Genomic DNA, 14466 nt, shown 5'->3' with positions numbered 1-14466 from the left:
GCTGTTTTAAGAGAAATAATTGAAAGCGTTCTTAATAGAGATGGAAATGGGGGAGAAATGCATGAAATTATTTGGTGCAATAGAAGCTGGAGGAACAAAATTTGTTTGTGCTGCTGGTACGGAAACAGGAGAAATTAAAGAGAGAGTTTCGATTGCTACAACCACACCTGAAGAAACAATGCCAGAGGTAATTGCTTTCTTTAATAAACATAAAGTAGAAGCAATTGGCATTGGCTCCTTTGGACCAATTGACGTAGACAGAAGCAGTCCAACATATGGACACATTACAACAACTCCGAAGCTTGCTTGGCGAGATTACCCTTTATTAAGTACAGTACAGAAGGAATTTCCCATCCCAATCGGCTTTAACACAGACGTTAATATCGCGGCTATGGGAGAAGCAGTTCTTGGTGCAGCAAAGGGTCTTGACAGCTGCCTGTATATAACGGTTGGAACTGGTATTGGTGCAGGAGCATATATTCAGGGCGAGCTATTGCAAGGGTTAACGCACCCTGAGATGGGCCATATTCTTGTAAGAAGACACCCAGAAGATAGCTATAAAGGAAGATGTCCATATCATGGTGATTGCCTTGAAGGTCTAGCTGCTGGGCCTGCGATTGAAGAAAGATGGGGAACAAAAGCAGCTGAACTGAGCAACAACGACAAGGTTTGGGAAATGGAAGGTTATTATATTGCTCAAGCCCTGATGCAATATATATTAATCCTTTCCCCGAAAAAGATTATCCTTGGTGGAGGAGTAATGAACCAAGAACAGGTTTTAGTATATATTAACACTTACCTCAAGGAATTTTTAAATGGCTATTTAGAATTCCCGCAAGTATCAACAGATTTGGGAAGCTACGTTGTAAGACCCGGACTTGGTGATAATGCTGGCATTACAGGCGGTTTACTGCTTGCGAAAAGAGTTTATGAAGAAAGCAAATAACTAAAAAACGTTAAGCCCCTTTCATAAGGGCTTAACGTTTTTTTCTAACTGAACAAGATAAAGTCCGTCACCCGGCGTAAAAGTCCTTGTTATTTCAAACCCGAATTGCTGATAAAGTCTGACAGCAGGTATGTTTTTCATTGCGGTACATACGTAAATTGGCTTGTTTTGACTGACTATTAGACTTCTCAGCATATTAGCAGCAATCCCTTGGCGAAAGTAGTCAGGATGAACACAAGCCTGCAGATGAGTGTGCTTTGGTCTGTTTCCTCGTAGGATAATACACCTGCCATCACTCCATTTACCATCCAACCTAAAAATACTTCATTACTTGCTTGGATATGGAGTACATCCTCCTTTAAAGGTGGAAGATCGTAATAGCCAATTATTTCTGCTTCCACATTGTAGGAAAGCTTTTGTAATTCAAGAATTTCTGCTGCAATTCGTCTATCTGATTGCTGTAGACTTTTAAGCATATAGATTGCTCCTTGTTCGTTTCTTTCTATTATACAGTTTGTGAAGAAGTTTGAAATTATGAACAAATTGTTTCTTAACCATTAACATTCATTTAAACATGCTAGAGAACTGTTGCAGAGAAACGGGAAAGCAGGTTTAATTAATAAAAAAGCAAGTAACGGAGGGCAGCAAATATGCAGGTTTTAGTTATAGAAGATAATGTTGGTGTTTGCTCCATGTTAGAAATGTTTTTTGGAAAAGAAGACTTTAATGGAGTATTCCTGCATGATGGATTGGAAGGATACAAGCATTTTATAGATAATGAGTATGATATGGTTATTTTGGATTGGATGCTGCCGAGCATGGATGGAATTACAGTATGCCGCAAAATAAGAGAGGTAGATAAAAATGTGCCAATCATTATGCTGACAGCAAAGGATACAGAATCCGATCAAGTGTTAGGTTTGGAAATGGGAGCGGATGATTATGTGACAAAACCGTTCAGCCCACTGGCATTAACTGCGAGAATGAAGGCGATTGTGAGAAGACAATCAAAGGAAAAAAATAATTTGGAAGACACAATAGAAACGAGTATCATTAAGATTAATAAGGAAACACGGGAAGTATTCATCTCAGATAAACTAATTCCTAATCTTACTCCAAAGGAATACGATCTTTTGTCTTTTTTTGCACAGCATCCGAAACAAGTCTTTTCAAGGGATCAAATACTTGAGCAAGTTTGGGGCTTTCAATTTTACGGAGATGATCGTACAGTAGACGTTCATATTAAAAGACTGAGAAGGAAAATCGGCCGTGATAACCAGCCATTCTTCCATACTGTATGGGGAGTAGGCTATAAATACGATGAAACGGTGGTCATAAATGAGAATTAAGTACTTATACCAGCAGCTGATCAGCCATATTAGTGTCATTGTCGTTGCGTTTTTAGTGGTAAGCATTGCCTCGACTCATTTTGTCGAGAAGGTAGTGCTCACTATTAAAGGACAAGAGCTGTATGATTATGGCATTAATATTCTTACAGATATACAAGGAAACCAAATGCAATCCTCTGCTCAGGACACACTGCTTAATTATGCAGATGTGCTGAAAAGCAGAGGAGTGACATTTGGCATTTTTGACACACAGCAAAATGTTATTGCATCTGTTGGGAAAAGAATTAATATCACGGATGAAGAATGGAATGCCATTAAGGATGGAGAAAACAATAAAGTTATCAAAAGCAGTACGAGACGAGGCAATCAGGAGGTTACATTAGTTGCCATCCCTTATAGTGTTAATGGAGAGGTCGCAGGTGGAATTTTGCTTACTGCCCCTTTAAGTGATTCGAAGCAGCTCATTAATGAAATAAACAAATACCTTGTGTATTCTGTATTTATTGCATTTGGTGTAGCACTGCTACTCAGCGTTTTATTATCTAGAATTCATGTTAGACGAATTAAGAAGCTTCAAGAAGCGACAAGTCTTGTTGCGGTTGGAGACTATAGTGTTAGGGTGCACTCATCTAATTTTGATGAAATCGGCGAATTGGCGAGTGACTTTAACTCAATGGTAGACCGTCTCCGTGTTTCGAAGGAAGAAATAGATGCACTAGAAAATCGAAGAAGGCAATTCATGTCAGATGTTTCCCATGAATTGAAAACCCCTTTAACAACCATAAGCGGTGTCATTGAAGGACTTAACAATAATATGATACCAGAAGCGGAAAAAGGCAAGGGTATTACTCTTGTAAGCCAGGAAACGAAAAGGCTGATCAGACTTGTTAATGAAAATCTGGATTATGATAAAATCCGTTCTAATCAGATTGTGCTGATGAAGGAATCCATTCAGCTTGCCGAAGTCCTTGAAATTATTCAGGAGCAGCTCTATACGCAGGCAATAGAGAAGGATTTGGCTATTAATGTAGATGTTGCAGATAATGTTTATATTTATGCAGACTATGACAGGTTAATCCAAATCATCATGAATATAACAAAAAACAGTATTCAGTTTACAGATGCAGGTGAAATTTGGCTGAGGGGCAGAGTAGCTGATGGCTTCACAATTATAGAAATAGAAGATACTGGGATTGGTATGGACCCGGCAGAAATCGAAAACATTTGGAAAAGATTCTATAAAGCTGATATTTCAAGAACGAATAATCCATATGGGGAGTTTGGACTGGGTTTGTCAATTGTCAAACAGCTTGTCCAATTCCACCATGGAACAATTGAAGTAAGCAGCCAAAAAGGCACTGGAACGAAATTCACGATTTATTTTCCGATTGAGCATAAATAATAATTGCTTCTGATCATGCTGGGTAAATTTCTCAGCATGACAGAGCTTTTTTTCTATCTGTCACCAAAATAGCTATAATTTCTTTTTTTCTTCCCTGATTTTTCTATGTCTATTAAAACTTTGTTAATAATTTATTCATATATAGGTTTTATTATATAAGCATGAGATAAATAAAATAACTAACTAACTTCTTCTTATAGATGATACACAATGATAATAATTATAGGAGGTATATACGATGAATGAGTTTGATAAAAACAAAGATAATGTGAACGGAGAAAAAGAGTTTGAAACAGAAAAGGATACTTTAAACAGTTCGGACCCTTCAGAAAGTAGAGAGGAAAGTTCTTCATACGAAGCAAATGGCATAAATAAGCCAGAAGAAAAGCAGGAGGCACAAGTAGAAGAGCAAGAAGTGAAAGCAGAGGGGAAAGAATTTCCAAGCGAATATACTCAAACAGCAAGCTTTAATAAGGCAGATGAGTTAGTGCGTGATTACGAAAGAGTTATGAGTGATGGTACTGATGAGAGAGCGGCTGCCAAACAACAGATAGATGAGAATAAGACAATGACTGCAGCTGCAACTGCTGAGCAACAGCCTGGTGGTAAAAGAGGCAAGGAACGTCCATCATCAGGTAATCCTAAATGGAAAGGATTCTTTTCCTTATTAGCTGCAGGTGTTGTTGGTTCTGCCTTAACATTTGTTGCGATTCCTCATACAGATTTACTTGATGGAAAATATACTAAACTGGAACAGCAGGTGGAAGATTTGAGCAGTAAAGTAAGCAGCAATAGCAGCTCAAGTGATATTAAAGCACAGACGACGTCAGCAACAGCCTCTGACAGCAGTTCTTCTTCTATTGCAGATATGGTTGAGACATCTTCTAAGGCTATTGTTGGTATTGTTAATGTGCAAAAGCAGGCAACAAACCAATTTTCACAAAGCACAACAACGGATACGGAAGTTGAATCTGGATCAGGATCTGGTATCATCTTCAAAAAGGATGATAAATATGCTTATATTGCTACGAACAATCATGTAATTGAAGGAGCAAATTCTTTAGAAATCTCCCTTTATAATGGCGATAAAACAGAAGGTAAATTGTTAGGAGCAGATGCACTGACAGACTTAGCTGTTGTCAGAATTGATGCGAAATATGCTACAGATGTTATCGAATTTGGAGACTCATCAACAATTCGCCCAGGGGACCAAGTTTGGGCAATCGGTAACCCGCTTGGACTTGATTTATCAAGAACAGTAACACAGGGAATAGTGAGTGCAGTGGACAGAAGCATAACTGTTAATACATCTGCTGGCGATTGGGAGTTTAATGTAATTCAAACAGATGCTGCTATCAACCCTGGTAACAGTGGCGGAGCATTAATTAACTCTGCTGGTCAGGTTATCGGTATCAACAGCTTGAAGATTTCAGAAGATGGAGTTGAAGGGCTTGGCTTTGCAATTCCAAGTAACGATTTGCTACCAATCGTCAATGAAATAATCGAAAGCGGTGAAGTAGAGCGTCCATATATCGGCGTCGGTTTAGCAAGCTTGGAGGAGGTTCCGCAAATGTATCTGCAAGATCTGCCTGACTCTGTTACAAAAGGTGTTATGGTCACAAATATTGATTCCAACTCTGCAGCTGCTAAAGCAGGCCTTGAAGTACAAGATGTGATTGTCTCTATAAACGGAACCGACTTAGATGGTTCATCTGATTTAAGAAAATATCTTTACACAAAAGTAGATATCGGCGATAAAGTGAAAATGGTCGTGTATCATGATGGAAGCAAGAAAACAGTGGAACTGACTTTAACAAGTAATAGCGGCAGCTCTAACTAATAACTTGCAGGATAAGATTAATACTAAAAATCTCATCTGGTAAAAATAATAAAAATCAGATGGGATTTTCTATTTTTGTTAATATTTTTGTAATATTTTTATGGTATGATGTATTCTATGTGATAGTGAAATTATCATATTAACTATGATAATTTTTAATTGATTAAAATATTGGTTAGAGAGGAAACAGGATGAAAAACAAAAAGATCATTTTACCCATTTTAGGAATTGTATTAATAGCATTGATCGTTGTTGCTGTTATTCTAGTACAAAAGAGTAACACAGTGGCTTCTGTCGAGGGAGAAAAAATTACGCAGAATGATTTGGATGAAGCATTGAACAAGCAGTATGGTACTTCTATCCTTCAAACATTGATTGCAAATAAAGTAGTTGACCTTGAAGCGGAAAAAGAAAAAATTAAGGTTACTGATAAAGAACAAAAAGCAGAGCTTGATGATCTTATCGAATCTTCAGGCGGCGAGGATGCCTTTAATGCTGCATTAGAAGCTAACGGCGCATCAAAAGCTGATATTGAAGATGAACTATTGCGTTATTTGAAAATCAAAAAGTTACTTGAGCCAAGAATTGAAATCACAGATGACCAAATTAAGTCATACTTCGATGAAAACAAAGCAAGCTTTGATACACCTGAGCAAGTAGAAGCAAGCCATATTCTTGTTGCAGATGAAAAAACAGCTAAAGAAGTGAAGAAAAAGCTGGATGATGGCGAAGACTTTGCAGACCTAGCAAAAGAATACTCAACAGATACAGCAACAAAAGAAAACGGCGGTGAGCTTGGTTACTTCTCATCTGGCCAAATGGTGGAAGAATTCGAAAAAGCTGCATTCTCAATGGATGTTGATGAAATTAGCAACCCTGTAGAAACAACTAACGGCTGGCACATCATTAAAGTAACAGGTCATAAAGATGCAGTTGAAGCTAAGTTGGACGACCATAAAGACGAAATTAAAGATACACTATTTGAGCAACAAATGAACACAGAATACAGCACATGGTTGACAGAAATCCAAGCTAAATACGATATCGATAACAAATTAGACACTAGCAGCACAACAAACAGCACTTCAAGTGCTAGCTAATTTAAAAAAAGAGACTTTCCTTTTTGAGGGAAGTCTCTTTTTGAATTAAAGCGGCTTGATATCGATATTTTCAGGCAGTTGGAAAGGATTAGTGCTGTTTATATGATCTGGGAACAGAATTCCGTTTAAATGGTCGATTTCATGCTGGAATACAATTGCTTCATAGTCTTTGAGTTTAATCTTAACTTCCTTGCCATTTATGTCGAAGGCCTTCACTGTTATTCTTTGATAACGTGGCACAAAGCCAACAACAGGACGATCAATGGAAAGACAGCCTTCGCTGTCAGGGAGGTATATCATGCTGGTAGAATGGCTTATTATTTTCGGATTAATAAGCATATACTCAAAGTTATTGCCATTTTGTCCTTTAATAAAAGCAGCAAACATTCGCTTGTTCAGCCCAATTTGGTTTGCTGAAATGCCAACCCCTGGGCGAAGTTTGTATTTTTTTGCTAGGCTTGGTTCTTGGCTGTTTTTTAAATACTGCAGCATACAGAGAAGCTCTTCCTTATCATCCTCAGATGGCGGCAATGTCAGCTCTTTTGTTTTCTCTCTTAATATATCTGCTCCTTCCCTTACGATGTCACTCATAGTAATTACATAAGATTGATTAAACTTGCTCATTAAATGATCAACTCCATATTTTGTCCTTTAGTCGAAAAACCATATATGTAAAATAGCAAAAGAACGAGCGGAAGTCTAATTATAATTTACTGTGTTCAAGCAAAAAAAATGCTATTAAGTCTTATTTAAGGATAAAAAATTACATAAATTATGAAACGTAGGAAAAGATAGGAGGGACAGATATTAAAGGAGGATTCATTGTGAAAAAAATAGTGATAGTCGGATTATTGACACTCGGTTTATCGATGCCTAGCTTCATACATACAGCAAAAGCTGCCCCGGAAAACCCTTCAGGCCATCATCAGGCTCCAGTGGAAGACCAGGCATTCATTAAGAAGATGGCTGAAAGCTTAGGAATAAAAACGGACGGAAAAGATGGAGAAGCACTTAAAAAAGAGATTCATGAAGCTTTAATTAAAAAAGAAGCGAAAAATCTCGGTATAAAAACAGACGGAAAAGACATGAAGCAAATTGCTGCAGAGGTACATGAGAAAAGATTACAGGCAGAAGCAAAAAAACTTGGAATTAGTACAGAAGGGAAGGATCCCAGTACCTTAATGAAGGAGCTGTACGAAGCGAAAATAATGCAAAAAGCGAAAGAGCTGAACATTAAGACAGATGGTAAAACATTGGAACAGCTCAGCAAAGAAGTAAGGGAGCAGCTTATTTTATCTGAGGCAAAAAAGCTGAACATTAAAACAGACGGAAAAGATTTAAGAGCACTTGCAAATGAAGTAAGAGAAATGCAAATCACAAATGCAGCCAAGAAGCTGGGCTTAGATACAAAGGATAAAACACCGAAGGATTTGCTGAAGGAAATGATGATCAATTATCCGGATGAGGTAAAAAAGCTAAAGCTGCTGCCTTTTCATGAAGGACCGATGATGGGACATCATAAAAGAGGAAAAGAAGCAATTGAAAACTAAAGTAAAAGGGCGCTGTCTTACAGGCAGCGTCTCTATAGTGTCCAAAGCAATTTGTATTTTTATACATTAGCCAGTTGAATGATAAATGGACTATAAAATGAGAAATGGGTGAGTGGTTTTTAATAAAGGGAGTATTTGGAAGTATAACTGCTTACATACAAACCTATTTAATGTAATTATTTTCCATGTTTATGCGTATTTAATACTGGTGTTCTATATATTGAAATGATAGTTTCTACCTATTAACAATTTCATTTCTCAATCCTAATATCTATTTTTGTAAAAAATATGCATAAATGAATGTTATTTTTGTTAATGATTAGTATGCTTATTTTAAAGGGGTCTGTCTTAATCATAATAGATAGAAATAGGATATAAGCCAGCCTGACAAACTATCGAAAAAGGGAGCAGCATTAGGAGGAATAAATTTTGAAACAATATTCCAAACTACGAATTACCGAAAAAGATCAAAATATATACAACGCTTTGTGTGATTTGTATAAGGAAAAGGGCAAGGAAACTGGCATTGGTCCAACTGAGATAGGGATAAGAGTTGGTAGGGATTCTTATGACGCCTCTGCTTACTGCAATGCTTCATTAAAAAAGCTTATACACTTCGGGAAAATAGAAAAAGTCGAGAATGGAAAGTATAGGCCGTTAGAAAAAGAATAAGTTGATTTAGCTGGGAGGATTTTGCATATGCAAGGTCTTCTTTTTTTGTGCAATTCTTTTATTTAATATTGCAGTGAAATCAAAATAATGTATAATAGACGTTGCAAAACTAAACATAAAGTTTAGTTTGAATAAACTTTTATGACTTTGAGTTTACTATTTCTAAACTAAAAAGTAGGTTAAAAATATGGATATTGGTAAAAAGATAAAGAACTTACGTTTGAAAAAGGGTTTGACGCAGGAAGAACTGGGGGAAAGGACAGATTTAAGCAAAGGTTATATATCACAACTGGAAAGGGACTTAAGCTCCCCATCGATTGAAACCTTTTTTGATATTTTGGAAGTGTTGGGCTGCTCCCCAAAAGACTTTTTTGATGATGAAGAGAAAAGGCAAAAGGTTGTTTATAAAGAAGAGGATGTCACTGATTTCTTTGATGAAGAAAAGGGATATCATATACAATGGCTAGTGCCGGAATCTAATGAAAAGGAAATGGAGCCAATTAGGCTCAGTTTCAGCAAAAAAGGAGAATTTAAAAAGTTTGAGCCATCCCTTTCAGAAACATATGCATATGTGATAGAGGGAGAAGTCTTATTAAAGCTCGGAAAACAGGAATACAGGGCGAAAAAAGGTGAATCCATCTATTTTCATGCGACAGATGAACACCAGTTTTTTAATATTGCAGATGGTTTATCGACGCTTTTACTTGTAGCGACCGATTCTTACTTATAAAGCTTGTTATTAAATTAAAATAGTGAAAAGGAGATTATTATGCCAAGTGAATCAATTATCAGGTTTGAGAACGTAACGAAAGCCTATGACCAAAATACGACTGTACTTGAAAATGTCAGCTTTGAAATAGAAAGAGGCAAATTCTATACACTCCTTGGTCCATCAGGATGTGGGAAAACAACAATCCTGCGTCTTATCGCTGGATTCATGGAGCCTTCAGAGGGCAATATCTATTTTCATACAAAAGTAATGAATAAAATTCCTGCTAACAAAAGGCAGGTAAATACCGTATTCCAAGACTATGCGCTATTTCCTCATTTAAATGTTTTTGAAAATGTAGCCTTTGGCTTGCGCATTAAAAAGCTGAAAAAACAGGAAATTGAAAAGCGGGTAAAAGATGCTTTGCGTTTCGTAAACCTGGATTCGTATGAAAACAGAGAAATCAGTGAAATGTCTGGTGGTCAGAAGCAGCGTGTTGCTATTGCAAGAGCAATAGTTAATGAGCCGGAAGTGATTCTTCTCGATGAGCCTCTTTCTGCATTGGATTTAAAGCTGCGGACAGAGATGCAGTATGAATTAAGGGAGCTTCAGCAAAGACTGGGCATTACCTTTATATTTGTTACACATGATCAGGAAGAAGCATTGGCAATGTCTGATGAAATCTTTGTATTGAATAAAGGGAAAATTGAGCAAAGCGGCACACCAACAGATATTTACGATGAGCCAATAAACCGATTTGTTGCTGACTTTATCGGGGAGTCTAATATCGTTTCAGCAAGAATGGAAAAGGACTTTGTCGTCCATTTTGCCAGCAAAACCTTTGAATGCGTTGACCAAGGCTTCCATGACAATGAAACGGTTGAGGTTGTTATTCGTCCCGAGGATTTAAACATTACTTCACCAGAAGCAGGAAAGCTAAAGGTAAAGGTAGATTCTCAATTATTTAGAGGAGTCCATTATGAAATAGGTGGATATGATGAGGTAGGAAATGAATGGCTTGTTCATTCTACGAAAAAGGTAGTTGTAGGAGAGGAAATCGGATTGGACTTTGATAAGGAAGCAATCCATGTTATGAGAATAGGAGAAACAGAAGAAGAGTTTGATCGACGCCTTGAGGCATATGAAGGTGCAAATGATGAAGAATAAGTCAAAATGGTATACGATTCCCTATTACTTATGGATTGCGCTGTTTGTCATCGCTCCAGTGCTATTAATTGTTTATTATTCATTTTTTGATATTGAAGACAAACTTACAATCAGCAACTACGCTAAGTTTTTTACACCAGTCTATTTAAAAATGACGCTGAATTCCTTCTGGTATGCGTTTTTAATAACGTTTTTCTCTTTAGTTATCGCCTATCCGACAGCTTATATATTGACGAAGACTAAGCATAAGCAATTATGGCTGCTGCTTATTATTTTGCCGTCATGGATTAACCTGCTTCTGAAGGCTTACGCATTTTTAGGGATATTTGGAACATATGGTGCTACCAACGAGGTGCTTGAATTCCTTGGAATCGGGAAACAGCAAATCCTGTTCACAGATTTTAGCTTCTTGTTTGTCAGTGTATATATCTTTATTCCATTTATGATATTGCCAATCTTTAATGCACTGGAGAAGTTAAATCCTACTCTTGTTGATGCCTCAAAGGATCTTGGTGCATCAGCTTGGACTACTTTCTCAAAAGTCATCTTTCCATTAACAGTTGATGGTGTTAAGTCGGGCTGTCAGGCAGTTTTTATTCCTGCATTATCCTTATTCATGATTACAAGACTAATCGCAGGAAACAGGGTTATTACACTAGGAACAGCTATAGAGCAGCATTTTCTGATAACACAAGACTGGGGAATGGGTTCAACAATTGCTGTATTCCTAATCATTATTATGATCGTTATCATGATGTTGACAGGAAGTAAGAAGGAGAGGGGAGTAAGATGAAGAAACTGTCAAAGATATCTGTATTATATTTAGTTTTAGTTTTTATCATTTTATATGCCCCGATCTTTTATCTGATTTTTTATTCCTTTAACAGCGGTGGCACAATGAATAACTTCCAGAACTTCACATGGAAATGGTATAAAGAGCTGTTCCAAGACACAAGGCTGCTTGTAATTGTGTTAAACACAGTTATCATCGCCCTATTATCAGCATCCATTGCCACAATAATTGGTGTTTTTGGAGCGATCAGCATTTCTATGATGAGAAGAAAACAGCTAAGAAATACAATTCTTTCTTTAAACAATGTATTGATTGTAAGTCCTGATGTTATCATCGGTGCATCCTTTTTAATTTTCTTTACTATATTGGGAATCAAGCTGGGCTTTGTATCTGTACTATTGTCACATATTGCCTTTAGTATACCGATAGTGGTTATAATGGTGCTTCCGAAGCTTCAGGAAATGAGCCCGACATTAATGGATGCTGCATTTGACCTTGGCGCAAGCTGGAGAGAAGTACTTTCTAAGGTTATTCTTCCATATATAGCTCCAGGTATATATGCTGGATTCTTTATGGCGTTAACATATTCATTGGATGATTTCGCGGTTACTTTTTTCGTAACAGGAAATGGCTTCTCTACTCTGTCTGTAGAAATCTATTCACTGGCTAGAAGAGGTATTTCCCTTAACATAAATGCTCTGTCTGCCCTGTTGTTCTTCATTACGCTGTTGCTTGTTATCGGGTATTATTTCGTTTCCAAGCGAGCAGGCAGAAGGCCTAAAACGGGGGTGAACCAATGAAGGGGCTAATTAGAGGTTTGGCAGCAGCCTTTATCTTATCAGCTGTACTTATGCTGGTTGTTCACCAAGTAAACAGCAGCAGGGGATATGCAGGCGGTAATACGTTAACTGTCTATAACTGGGGAGATTATATTGATGCCGACCTTATTGATAAGTTTGAAAAAGAAACAGGGATAAAGGTAATTTATGAAACCTTTGACTCTAATGAAGCAATGATGACAAAGATAGAACAAGGCGGCACAAACTATGATGTTGCCATTCCATCTGAATACATGATTGATAAGATGAAGGAAGAGAATCTCCTGCTTCCAATCGATCATTCTGAAATTCCAAACCTAAAAAATATCGACGATAGATATTTAAATCTTTCGTTTGACCCAGATAATAAATATTCCATTCCTTATTTTTGGGGAACAGTAGGAATTGTTTATAATCCAAAAATGCTTGGAGGAAAAAAGATAACCTCCTGGAATGATTTATGGGATAGCGATTTGAAAAATCAAATTATGCTTATCGATGGGGCAAGGGAAATTATGGGGATGAGTCTTAATAGCTTACATTATTCCCTTAATGATAAAGATCACGACCATTTAAAAGAAGCAAAAGAGAAGCTTGATACTTTGACACCTAATGTCAAAGCAATCGTCGGAGACGAAATCCGGATGCTGATTGAAAATGAGGAAGCGGCCATTGGCGTATTATGGTCAGGAATGGCGGCAGAAGTCATGTGGGAAAATGAAGATGTAGAATATGTCGTTCCAGAGGAAGGCTCTAATCTTTGGTTTGATAATATGGTTATACCGAAAACAGCTAAAAATATTGATGGAGCACATAAGTTTATAAACTTTATGCTTGATGCAAAAAACGCAGCGCAAAATACAGAGTATGTAGGTTATTCAACACCGAATAAGGCAGCGATGAAATATTTACCTGAAGAGATTATAGGTGATAAACGCTTTTACTTAGATGAGGAATTGATATCCAAACTCGAAGTGTATGAAAACCTTGGGCAGCGTTCGCTTGCAGAGTATAATGATTTGTTCCTTGAATTTAAAATGCATCGGAAATAATGAATGTCGGTCGGCTTAGCAATAATGCTAAGCCGGCTTTTTTTGTAGTTATAAATCTGTGGATGAAGTCAGGCTATGAAGAAAATACTAAGAAAAAAAGAGGTGCTTTTATGGGAAAATCCTTTATTCTATGTTGTCTGCTTACGTTTACCTGTTTACCTGTATATGCTGCAAAAGAGGAGAATCAGGTGAAAAAAGAGCTTGCAATCGTTATTGACGACTTCGGAAACAACATGAGGGGGACAGACGAAATGTTAAATTTGCCTGTGCCTATCACCGTTGCGATTATGCCTTTTATGTCCACAAGCAGAGAGGATGCCATCCAAGCACATAAAAAAGGACATGAGGTAATTGTTCATATGCCGCTTGAGCCAAAGCACGGTAAAAAAAGCTGGCTTGGTCCCGGAGCTATAACAACAAATTTAAGTGATGAAGAAATCAGAAAAAGAGTATCATCGGCAATTGATAGTATTCCTTATGCAGTTGGAATGAATCATCATATGGGTTCAAAGGCTACTGAAGATGAAAGAGTGATGAGGATTATTTTAGAGGAATGTAAAAAGCATGATCTATTTTATTTGGACAGCAAAACGACAGGGAAAAGTGTTGTAAAAAAACTTGCAGAGGAATTGCAGGTTCCCTATTTAGAGAACAATATGTTTTTTGATCATATATATTCCAACCAGCATATTCAAAAGCAGGCAACCAAGCTTGTAGAAAACCTTAATAAAAAGAAGGAATATATCGCAATAGGTCATGTTGGTATATCGGGTCCTGCAGTTGTTACGGTGTTAAAACAATATATCCCTGTCTATCAAAAGGACGCGGATATAGTACCATTATCGACATTGGTGGACGGGTATGAATTGCTTGATACAGATTTGCCATAGAGACAAGTTAAAGCAGCGGGCAGTTATCATTACGCTATGCCATCCAGGCAGCATATAACGCTGATATCTGCACCGTTTCATTAAGCATAAACTATGAAATTGGTTTCATATCAACAATTAACAGACAAAAAATACAGTTATTCTGATAATAAAAAAAACTCCGCCAAATCTTTGCGGA

The 14466-nt window shown here is 37.2% G+C and carries 16 protein-coding genes; 13 read left to right on the top strand and 3 right to left on the bottom strand.

All coding sequences use genetic code 11. The features are described 5' to 3' along the window. Positions 1–61 precede the first annotated feature (61 nt). On the top strand, positions 62–946 hold the full coding sequence (locus CEQ21_RS11755) for an ROK family protein (RefSeq protein ID WP_185764747.1): 885 nt from the start codon (positions 62–64) through the stop codon (positions 944–946). A 21-nt stretch (positions 947–967) separates the two neighbouring features. Here the strand turns inward: CEQ21_RS11755 and CEQ21_RS27480 are convergent, their stop codons facing one another. Both CEQ21_RS27480 and CEQ21_RS27150 read right to left on the bottom strand, forming a co-directional pair. Then, positions 968–1153 carry an N-acetyltransferase gene (locus tag CEQ21_RS27480; protein ID WP_419181615.1) on the bottom strand — a complete coding sequence of 62 codons (186 nt, stop codon included), beginning with the start codon at positions 1151–1153 and terminating at the stop codon, positions 968–970. Beyond that, complete coding sequence (locus CEQ21_RS27150; protein WP_235907244.1) at positions 1135–1422, bottom strand: hypothetical protein; 288 nt, start codon at positions 1420–1422, stop codon at positions 1135–1137. The genes CEQ21_RS27480 and CEQ21_RS27150 overlap by 19 nt, the downstream gene beginning before the upstream one ends. A 174-nt stretch (positions 1423–1596) precedes the next feature. Here CEQ21_RS27150 and CEQ21_RS11745 point away from each other — a divergent pair, with 174 nt between their 5' ends. The 4 genes from CEQ21_RS11745 (at position 1597) to CEQ21_RS11730 (ending at position 6637) form a co-directional block, all read left to right on the top strand. Next, positions 1597–2295, top strand: a complete 699-nt coding sequence (locus CEQ21_RS11745) for a response regulator transcription factor (RefSeq protein WP_185764745.1) — start codon at positions 1597–1599, stop codon at positions 2293–2295. Continuing rightward, positions 2285–3697: a sensor histidine kinase gene (locus tag CEQ21_RS11740; protein ID WP_185764744.1), complete on the top strand. Its 1413-nt coding sequence runs from the start codon at positions 2285–2287 to the stop codon at positions 3695–3697. Before CEQ21_RS11745 ends, CEQ21_RS11740 begins: the two co-directional genes overlap by 11 nt. A 238-nt stretch (positions 3698–3935) precedes the next feature. Further along, positions 3936–5537 carry a S1C family serine protease gene (locus CEQ21_RS11735; protein ID WP_328593477.1) on the top strand — a complete coding sequence of 534 codons (1602 nt, stop codon included), beginning with the start codon at positions 3936–3938 and terminating at the stop codon, positions 5535–5537. Between the two features lie 191 nt (positions 5538–5728). After that, entirely contained in the window at positions 5729–6637 is a 909-nt protein-coding gene (locus CEQ21_RS11730; protein WP_185764743.1) for a peptidylprolyl isomerase, read from the top strand. A 45-nt stretch (positions 6638–6682) separates the two neighbouring features. Here the strand turns inward: CEQ21_RS11730 and def are convergent, their stop codons facing one another. Beyond that, positions 6683–7261, bottom strand: coding sequence for a peptide deformylase (gene def, locus CEQ21_RS11725; RefSeq protein ID WP_185764742.1), 579 nt, complete (start codon positions 7259–7261; stop codon positions 6683–6685). Between the two features lie 200 nt (positions 7262–7461). Between def and CEQ21_RS11720 the strand changes: the two genes are divergently transcribed. The 8 genes from CEQ21_RS11720 to CEQ21_RS11685 all read left to right on the top strand — a co-directional run bounded on the left by CEQ21_RS11720 (position 7462) and on the right by CEQ21_RS11685 (position 14288). Beyond that, complete coding sequence (locus tag CEQ21_RS11720) at positions 7462–8187, top strand: hypothetical protein (RefSeq protein ID WP_185764741.1); 726 nt, start codon at positions 7462–7464, stop codon at positions 8185–8187. Between the two features lie 429 nt (positions 8188–8616). Beyond that, positions 8617–8859, top strand: a complete 243-nt coding sequence (locus CEQ21_RS11715) for a hypothetical protein (RefSeq protein ID WP_185764740.1) — start codon at positions 8617–8619, stop codon at positions 8857–8859. A gap of 187 nt (positions 8860–9046) precedes the next feature. After that, positions 9047–9589 (top strand): helix-turn-helix domain-containing protein, encoded by a 543-nt coding sequence (locus tag CEQ21_RS11710; RefSeq protein ID WP_185764739.1) that lies wholly within the window; start codon positions 9047–9049, stop codon positions 9587–9589. A 39-nt stretch (positions 9590–9628) separates the two neighbouring features. After that, positions 9629–10735 carry an ABC transporter ATP-binding protein gene (locus CEQ21_RS11705; RefSeq protein WP_185764738.1) on the top strand — a complete coding sequence of 369 codons (1107 nt, stop codon included), beginning with the start codon at positions 9629–9631 and terminating at the stop codon, positions 10733–10735. After that, on the top strand, positions 10722–11528 hold the full coding sequence (locus CEQ21_RS11700; RefSeq protein ID WP_419181590.1) for an ABC transporter permease: 807 nt from the start codon (positions 10722–10724) through the stop codon (positions 11526–11528). Before CEQ21_RS11705 ends, CEQ21_RS11700 begins: the two co-directional genes overlap by 14 nt. After that, positions 11525–12328: an ABC transporter permease gene (locus tag CEQ21_RS11695; RefSeq protein WP_185764737.1), complete on the top strand. Its 804-nt coding sequence runs from the start codon at positions 11525–11527 to the stop codon at positions 12326–12328. The genes CEQ21_RS11700 and CEQ21_RS11695 overlap by 4 nt, the downstream gene beginning before the upstream one ends. Continuing rightward, positions 12325–13398 carry an ABC transporter substrate-binding protein gene (locus CEQ21_RS11690; protein ID WP_185764736.1) on the top strand — a complete coding sequence of 358 codons (1074 nt, stop codon included), beginning with the start codon at positions 12325–12327 and terminating at the stop codon, positions 13396–13398. The genes CEQ21_RS11695 and CEQ21_RS11690 overlap by 4 nt, the downstream gene beginning before the upstream one ends. Positions 13399–13508: 110 nt before the next feature. After that, positions 13509–14288 (top strand): divergent polysaccharide deacetylase family protein, encoded by a 780-nt coding sequence (locus CEQ21_RS11685; RefSeq protein WP_185764735.1) that lies wholly within the window; start codon positions 13509–13511, stop codon positions 14286–14288. The last annotated feature ends 178 nt before the right edge of the window (positions 14289–14466 follow it).

The sequence above is a fragment of the Niallia circulans genome, from assembly GCF_007273535.1.
Taxonomy (GTDB): Bacteria; Bacillota; Bacilli; order Bacillales; family Cytobacillaceae; genus Niallia; species Niallia circulans_B.
Note: the sequence above shows the minus strand (reverse complement) of the source record. Positions and strands in the feature narration are given on the sequence as shown.